The sequence below is a fragment of the Mycobacterium sp. genome (assembly GCF_035314905.1).
Lineage (GTDB): Bacteria > Actinomycetota > Actinomycetes > Mycobacteriales > Mycobacteriaceae > Mycobacterium.
Genome location: NZ_DATFYW010000063.1, coordinates 1 through 6,466 on the forward strand (window position 1 = coordinate 1; position 6,466 = coordinate 6,466).

The 6,466-nt window shown below is 65.6% G+C and carries 6 protein-coding genes and 3 pseudogenes; 3 read left to right on the plus strand and 6 right to left on the minus strand.

The features are described 5' to 3' along the window. Positions 1 to 226 (minus strand): annotated as a pseudogene (locus tag VKG81_RS04850) (LLM class flavin-dependent oxidoreductase); the annotation flags it as partial. A 19-nt stretch (positions 227 to 245) separates the two neighbouring features. Next, positions 246 to 572: pseudogene (locus tag VKG81_RS04855) on the minus strand (LLM class flavin-dependent oxidoreductase); the annotation flags it as partial. A 289-nt stretch (positions 573 to 861) separates the two neighbouring features. Here VKG81_RS04855 and VKG81_RS04860 point away from each other — a divergent pair. Then, positions 862 to 1,614, plus strand: coding sequence for a L,D-transpeptidase (locus VKG81_RS04860; RefSeq protein WP_414685167.1), 753 nt, complete (start codon positions 862 to 864; stop codon positions 1,612 to 1,614). Between the two features lie 24 nt (positions 1,615 to 1,638). Here VKG81_RS04860 and VKG81_RS04865 read toward each other — a convergent pair whose 3' ends face one another. Then, positions 1,639 to 2,193, minus strand: coding sequence for a YceI family protein (locus VKG81_RS04865; protein ID WP_324390224.1), 555 nt, complete (start codon positions 2,191 to 2,193; stop codon positions 1,639 to 1,641). Further along, positions 2,175 to 3,449, minus strand: coding sequence for a cytochrome P450 (locus VKG81_RS04870; protein WP_324390226.1), 1,275 nt, complete (start codon positions 3,447 to 3,449; stop codon positions 2,175 to 2,177). The genes VKG81_RS04865 and VKG81_RS04870 overlap by 19 nt, the downstream gene beginning before the upstream one ends. 124 nt (positions 3,450 to 3,573) lie before the next feature. Between VKG81_RS04870 and VKG81_RS04875 the strand changes: the two are divergent. Beyond that, positions 3,574 to 3,923, plus strand: a pseudogene (locus VKG81_RS04875) (transcriptional regulator); the annotation flags it as partial. Between the two features lie 176 nt (positions 3,924 to 4,099). Here VKG81_RS04875 and VKG81_RS04880 read toward each other — a convergent pair. Continuing rightward, positions 4,100 to 4,573, minus strand: coding sequence for a hypothetical protein (locus VKG81_RS04880; protein ID WP_324390228.1), 474 nt, complete (start codon positions 4,571 to 4,573; stop codon positions 4,100 to 4,102). Positions 4,574 to 4,733: 160 nt separating this feature from the next. Between VKG81_RS04880 and VKG81_RS04885 the strand changes: the two genes are divergently transcribed. Then, complete coding sequence (locus tag VKG81_RS04885; RefSeq protein ID WP_324390230.1) at positions 4,734 to 5,288, plus strand: hypothetical protein; 555 nt, start codon at positions 4,734 to 4,736, stop codon at positions 5,286 to 5,288. Between the two features lie 34 nt (positions 5,289 to 5,322). Here the strand turns inward: VKG81_RS04885 and VKG81_RS04890 are convergent, their stop codons facing one another. Continuing rightward, positions 5,323 to 6,453 (minus strand): nitronate monooxygenase family protein, encoded by a 1,131-nt coding sequence (locus VKG81_RS04890; protein ID WP_324390232.1) that lies wholly within the window; start codon positions 6,451 to 6,453, stop codon positions 5,323 to 5,325. Positions 6,454 to 6,466 lie beyond the last annotated feature (13 nt).

Below are 6,466 nucleotides of genomic sequence, written 5' to 3' on the forward strand. Positions count from 1 at the left end.
GCAGCCCGTCGCGGTAGGACGGCCAGTTGCGGGCGTCGGCGGAGAGCAGCCCCGCGCCAAGCAGCCCGGCACGCCGCGCCCCCTTCGGCCCCTGATAGCCCATCCAGATCGGAAGCGGGGTCTGCACGGGTTGTGGCAGCACGCCACCTGGTGACAACAGCCGGCGTATCTCGGCGGCCTTCGCGTCGGTCTGCGCGTAGCGGCGGCGGAGGTCGGCCCCACTCATACTCCGAAACGCGGTATCCCGTGCCCAGGCCCAGCTCGAGGCGGCCGCCGGAGATCAGGTCGACCATTGCCGCCTGCTCGGCGATTTCCACCGCGTGATGCAAGGGGGCAAGGACCACCGCACTGCCGAGCCGCACGCGAGAAGTGCGGGCGGCCGCCGCCGCCAGAAACGTCAACGGCGCCGCAACGTAGTCGTCCGCGAAAAGGTGGTGCTCAGAGAGCCAAATCGAGTCAGCGCCGAGGTGCTCGGCCTCCTCGATCGCCTCGAGAGTGAACGAATGCAGGCGCGCGGGATCCTGTCGCCACGCGTGGGGATTGCGCAAGTCGAAGTACAGGCCGACTTTCATGTGGGTTCCTCACAGCAACGCCGCAGCCCTAGTGGAAATGGCGATCCTACCGGCGGATCCTGCTCAACGGGGGCGGCTTTCGGGATCAAAGGTGACCGGCAGGGTGTTCGGGCCAGTTGCAGATCGGCCCGTTCGAGTCCGCGGTCTCACGGACGGCCCGGCAACGCTAAATCCGTGAATTGACGTCCACCGCATCACGGGTTATGAAACGTGTCGAGAAGCCCGGTAGCGCAGGCGCCTCCATTAACATGGAAATCAACTGATCGCGCCACCTCGAAGAATGGAAGCCATGCGTAGAGCGGTTCGACCTGTACTTGCGGCTTTGGTGTTTGCAGCAATGACAATCCCGGCGTCAGCCACCAGTTTCGCGGCGGCACCAGGCGCCAACCCGGCATTCGCCGTCGCCGGCGTGCAACCCTCCCCAGGCGAGGTGGTGGGCGTGGGCTATCCGTTGAGGATCACGTTCGCCAAACCGATCGCCGACCGTGCCGGCGCGGAGCGGACCATCAGCATCAGTACGACCAAGAGCATGACCGGCCGGTTCAACTGGGTGAAAGACGATACGCTGCAGTGGATTCCGGATGGTTTCTGGCCCGCCCACAGTAAGGTGACGGTGCTCGCGGGTGGCGCGCCGACGCAGTTCGATACCGGCGCTGCCGTCGTCGGTGTCGCCGATATTTCGGCGCACACGTTCACCGTGAGTATCGATGGCCAGGTGGCGAGGCAGATGCCGGCATCAATGGGTAAGCCCAGCCGCCCGACGCCGGTCGGCAACTTCACGATTCTCGAGAAGAACCGCAGTGTCGTGATGGATTCGCGGACCATCGGCATTCCGCTGAACTCTCCCGAGGGCTATTTGATCACCGCTCAGTACGCGGAGCGAATAACGTGGAGCGGGGTCTACGTGCACTCGGCGCCCTGGTCGGTGGATTCGCAGGGCCATGCCAACGTCAGCCACGGCTGTATCAACCTCAGCCCCGACAACGCCGCCTGGTACTACAAGACGGCCAACGTCGGTGATCCCGTCATCGTGCAGGCGTAGTCGGCTGTCGCCGGCGGGGCCTTGTCAACCGCTCTTGTTACGTTCGGCCGTGAAGGAAACGGCGACGTCGTCGGCCACCTTCATCGCCCCCATCAGCATCGAGTAGGGCTTGATCCCGAACTCGGTTTGGCGGACACCGGCTTCACACGACAATCGCCATGCCTCGCCGAGGTCCGCCACCCGCACGTCGACGACCCGCTTTCCCGACTCGCCGCGGATCTCGAGCATGCCACTCAGACGGTAGCCGTCGGCCGTCTCCTCGATGCTGTCGGCGTGAAAGCGGATCTGCGGAAAATGCTCTGCATCAAGAACTTTCAGCGCGTTCGTACGTACCAGCGCCTTCTCCGGACCCGACAGCGGGGTCACTCCACCCTCGCCCCGGAGCACTTGGAGCGAATCGACGTCGACCGTCACCTCCGCCGCAGTGGGTTTGCCTCCTCGCCAGCGCACCCTGACATGCCACGAGTCCATCCTGATCGTCAGGCGGTGCCCCATTTTCGCGGCCCTGCCCGTGACCGCGGTACGAACAAGCAGTTCGCCGTCGGACGGATCCAGGGTGTCTAGTGGGTTACCGGGCATCTCGCGCCGGAACCGCCAGCCGAACCACCTTGGTAGTCGACCTGCCAGTGCTTGATCCCGTTGAGCCACCCCGACCGCAGACGCTGCGGCTTCGAAATGGGGGTGAGGTCGGGCATCTGATCCGCGATCGCATTGAACATCAGGTCGATGGTCATCCTCGCCAGGTTGGCACCGATGCAGTAATGAGCGCCTGTGCCGCCAAAACCCACGTGGGGGTTGGGATCTCGGAGGATGTTGAACGTAAAGGGGTTGCCGAAAACGTCCTCGTCGAAGTTGGCTGAGCGGTAGAACATCACTACCCGCTGGCCCTTCTTGATCTGCACGCCGGACAACTCGGTGTCCTCCAGCGCGGTGCGCTGGAACGACGTGACCGGGGTTGCCCAGCGGACGATTTCGTCGGCGGCGGTTGCCGGACGTTCCTTCTTGAAGAGCTCCCACTGGTCAGGGAAGTCGGTGAACGCCATCATCCCCTGGGTAATGGAATTGCGCGTCGTCTCGTTGCCCGCCACAGCCAGCAGGATCACGAAGAACCCGAACTCGTCGTCGGAGAGCCGGTGGCCTTCGACGTCGGCCTGGATCAGTTTCGTGACGAGGTCATCGCCGGGGCTCTTGCCCTTTTCCGCGGCCATCTGCATGCCGTACATGATCAGTTCGACCGACGCAGCGATTGAATCATTGCCGGCGAACTCCGGGTCCTGGTCGCCGACCATCTGGTTCGACCAGTCGAACAGCTTCTTGCGGTCCTCCTGCGGCACACCCATCAGCCCGGCGATCGCCTGCAGGGGAAGCTCGCAGGAGACCTGCTCGACGAAGTCACCGGAGCCCGCCGCCGCGGCTGCCTTGGCGATGTTCTGTGCGCGCTCGCCGAGATCGTCCCGCAGGCGCTCGACCGCCCGCGGCGTGAATGCCCGCGAGATGATCTTGCGCAGGTGGGTGTGGTGTGGCGCGTCCATGTTGAGCAGGACGAACTTCCCTCTGTCGACCTCTTCCTGCACGGTGCCGTCCCGATAGCGGGGAAGCGCTGTCTTCTCCAGGCTCGAGAAGACATCGCTGCGCAGCGACACTTCCTTGACGTCCTTGTGCTTGGTGACGACCCAGAAGCCGCCGTCGCCGAAGCCACCCTTACCGATTGGTTGTTCGTTCCACCAGATCGGTGCCGTCCTGCGCATCTCGGCGAGTTCTTCAACGGGCAACCGCTCGGCATAGATGTCGGGGTCGGTGAAATCGAAGCCGGGCGGCAGATTGGGAGTCGGCATCGGTTGGCACTCCTCACGACGACGGGTTCTCGTGCCAGTAAAGCATTGGTAGAGCGCCGGCGGAACGTCTCGGCCATCGGATAACTGAAACCTGTTCTGGTCCGACACCATGCCGTCAGCGCACGCCTACAACCCTTATCCGTGCCTTGCAGTCGACCGCGGGTGGCGGATCCTGCGCGCCAACGCGGGCGCGGCGGTGCTGCTGGACGGTGTGGCGGCCGACGCGAGGCCGCCCTGAGCGGTTCTGCCCACGTGTCGTCACTGCTGGCCGAGATCGAGTCGTACCCGGGCGGGTTCGAAGAGACGCGTGATCTGGGCGGAGTTGCCGTTCCGCTGGAGCTGTTCACTTCCGACGGGCGCCTGCTGAGGTTTCTGACTACGGTGACGACGTTCGGCACGGCCCTGGACCTGACCGCGGCCGAGCTGAGCATCGAAGCGTTCCTCCCGGCCGATGACGCTACTGCGGCGACGCTACCTCGCCGGTGTGAGCGCCGCGGACGTCGCCTGCGGGCCCGGCGTCGCCGCGCCGCTCTGCGCCGCGAACGGGTGAGGCTGCCGGTACTCGAGCATTGGTTCCCGATTGATCACCATTGCGCCGGCGGTGACCGGGAGCTGAGTCGATGAATACGCATACGTCACGCATTCCCGCGTCAGAGAAGTGCCACCAAGGTGTTGCGTGCCACCCACAGGGCCACGAACACGAAAACGCAGCCCAGACAGAGCAGATGATCCCGGCATACGGACCTGGCCAGGCGTGTCTGTCCGGCGGGGTTGTCCGTCCGGTTGCCGAGCCGGACCGCGGCCGACACCGTCCGCGTCAACGCCAACAGGATCGGTCCACCTGCCACGACTGCCGAAACCGCCAGAAACCACGCCGGGTCATCGCCGTGGACCGTTTGGAAACCCAACGCGCCCACCAAGATCAGCATCACCAGCACGATGAGCAGACTCATCGGCCGTGATGTGGTGGTCGCGCGGTGGTAATAGCCGGCAATGGATGCAAGCACCGGTTCGGGCAGTTCGTCACCCGAGTCGCGGTAACCCAGGACCTGAACATCGAAGATCAGATCCATCCACAGGACGGCCAGCAGAAACCCGCCGCAGGCGGTGAGCAATGGCGTCACGACACGAATCATCGCTGCCGAGACGGCCTCCAGTGAAGCGCCGGTCTCTGAAGCGCGTCGCCTTGGCATCGGTTCTGTAAATGTCACATCTGTCGCTTGAGTCACGCCAGTAACACGCTAGTTTCGGCCAAGACCTCGACGTGAAGGGGATGGGAGAACAATGTCTCGGATCAGGAATCGCTTCGCCGCCGGCGCCATCGTCGCGGCAGGCGTGTGCTCGGCCGCTCTGGCGCTGAGCGCCACCGCATCGGCCGACCCGGCCACGCCCGCCAACCCGGGCCTGCCGGGTCTCAACATGATTCAGCAATTCGCAAACGCGCCGGCGCCCGCCATCACCGGCTTGCTGCAAGCCGCCCAGTCGGCTCTCACCGGAGTCCCGCCGGCGCCGGCCACGCCTCCGGCACCGCCGGCCGCGACCGCGTCTGTCAGCCTGCCGCTGCCGCAGGCACCGTCCGCGGCAACCACTGCACCACTGACGGGCATCCCGGGGGCCGCTTCGACGACGCCGATGAATCTGCCGAGCATCCCAGGGCTATCGCAGCTCTCGGTGCCGACCAACCTGGCCGCCCTGGTGCCGAGCGGACTGCTGCCCAACCTGGCGGCCCAGCCGGCCGCTGCTGCCGCAAACTCGGTGGAGACGGTGCCCGCCGGGACGGCGAGCGCGGGAGCGCAAAACCCGCTCGCGGCGCTGCTGCCGTTCTCCGCGCTGCCCTGATCCGCCGTCGGCGCAGCCGCAGCCGCCGCCGTCGTCAGACGGTGGCGGCTGCGTTCAGCTCATTGAGGGTGTTAGTCGCCTCGAGGTACTCCTGCACCCAGCGCTCGATGACCGCAGCGGTTTTCTCGACCTTTTTCAGCTGCCCGACGACCTGACCGATCGGATTGAACGCCACGTCGATCGTCTGGTCCGGATACTTGTGCGTCGCGGCGACCGCCATGCCCGAGACCATGTACTGCAGCGGCATCCCCAGCGGGTCCGGGTTACCCGGCTGCTCCCAAGCGTCGGTCCAGTCGTTGCGCAGCACTCGGCAGGGCTTGCCGGTGAACGAGCGGCTGCGGACGGTGTCGCGGCTGCTCGCCTTCGCGTACGTGGCCTGCTGGACGGGGGTGTTCTCGGCCTCCTCGACCATCAGCCACTGAGATCCGGTCCACGCACCCTGTGCGCCCATGGCCAGCGCCGCCGCGACCTGGTAGCCACTGCCGATGCCGCCCGCCGCCAGCACCGGCAACGGCGCGACCTCCTTGACTACCTGCGGCCACAGCACGATCGAGCCGACCTCCCCGCAGTGGCCGCCGCCTTCGCCGCCCTGCGCGATGACGATGTCGACACCTGCGTCCGCGTGCTTGCGGGCCTGGGCGGGCGAGCCGCACAGCGCGGCGACCTTGCGGCCGGAGTCGTGGATGTGTTTGATCATGTCGCTCGGCGGGGTGCCGAGGGCATTGGCGATCAGTGTTACCTTCGGGTGTTGCAGCGCCACTTCAACCTGCGGTGTGGCGGTCGCCTCGGTCCAGCCGAGCAGCTGCAAGGCGTTCTCGCCGCTGTCATCGACCGGGACACCGTGGTCAGCAAGGAGCTTTCTGGCGAAATCCAGGTGCTCGCCGGGCACCATCGACTGCAGCGTCGACCTGAGCTCGTCGGCGGACAGGTGCGAGTCCATGCCCTCGTACTTGTTGGGGATCACGATGTCGACGCCGTAGGAGTGCTCTCCGATGTGCTCGTCGATCCAGTTGAGCTCGATCTCGAGCTGTTCCGGCGTGAAGCCGACCGCGCCGAGCACCCCGAAGCCACCAGCCTTGCTCACCGCGACGACGACGTCGCGGCAGTGTGTGAAGGCGAAAATCGGAAACTCGATCCCGAGCTCGTCGCATAGCGGTGTGTGCATGCCTGCTCCTTTG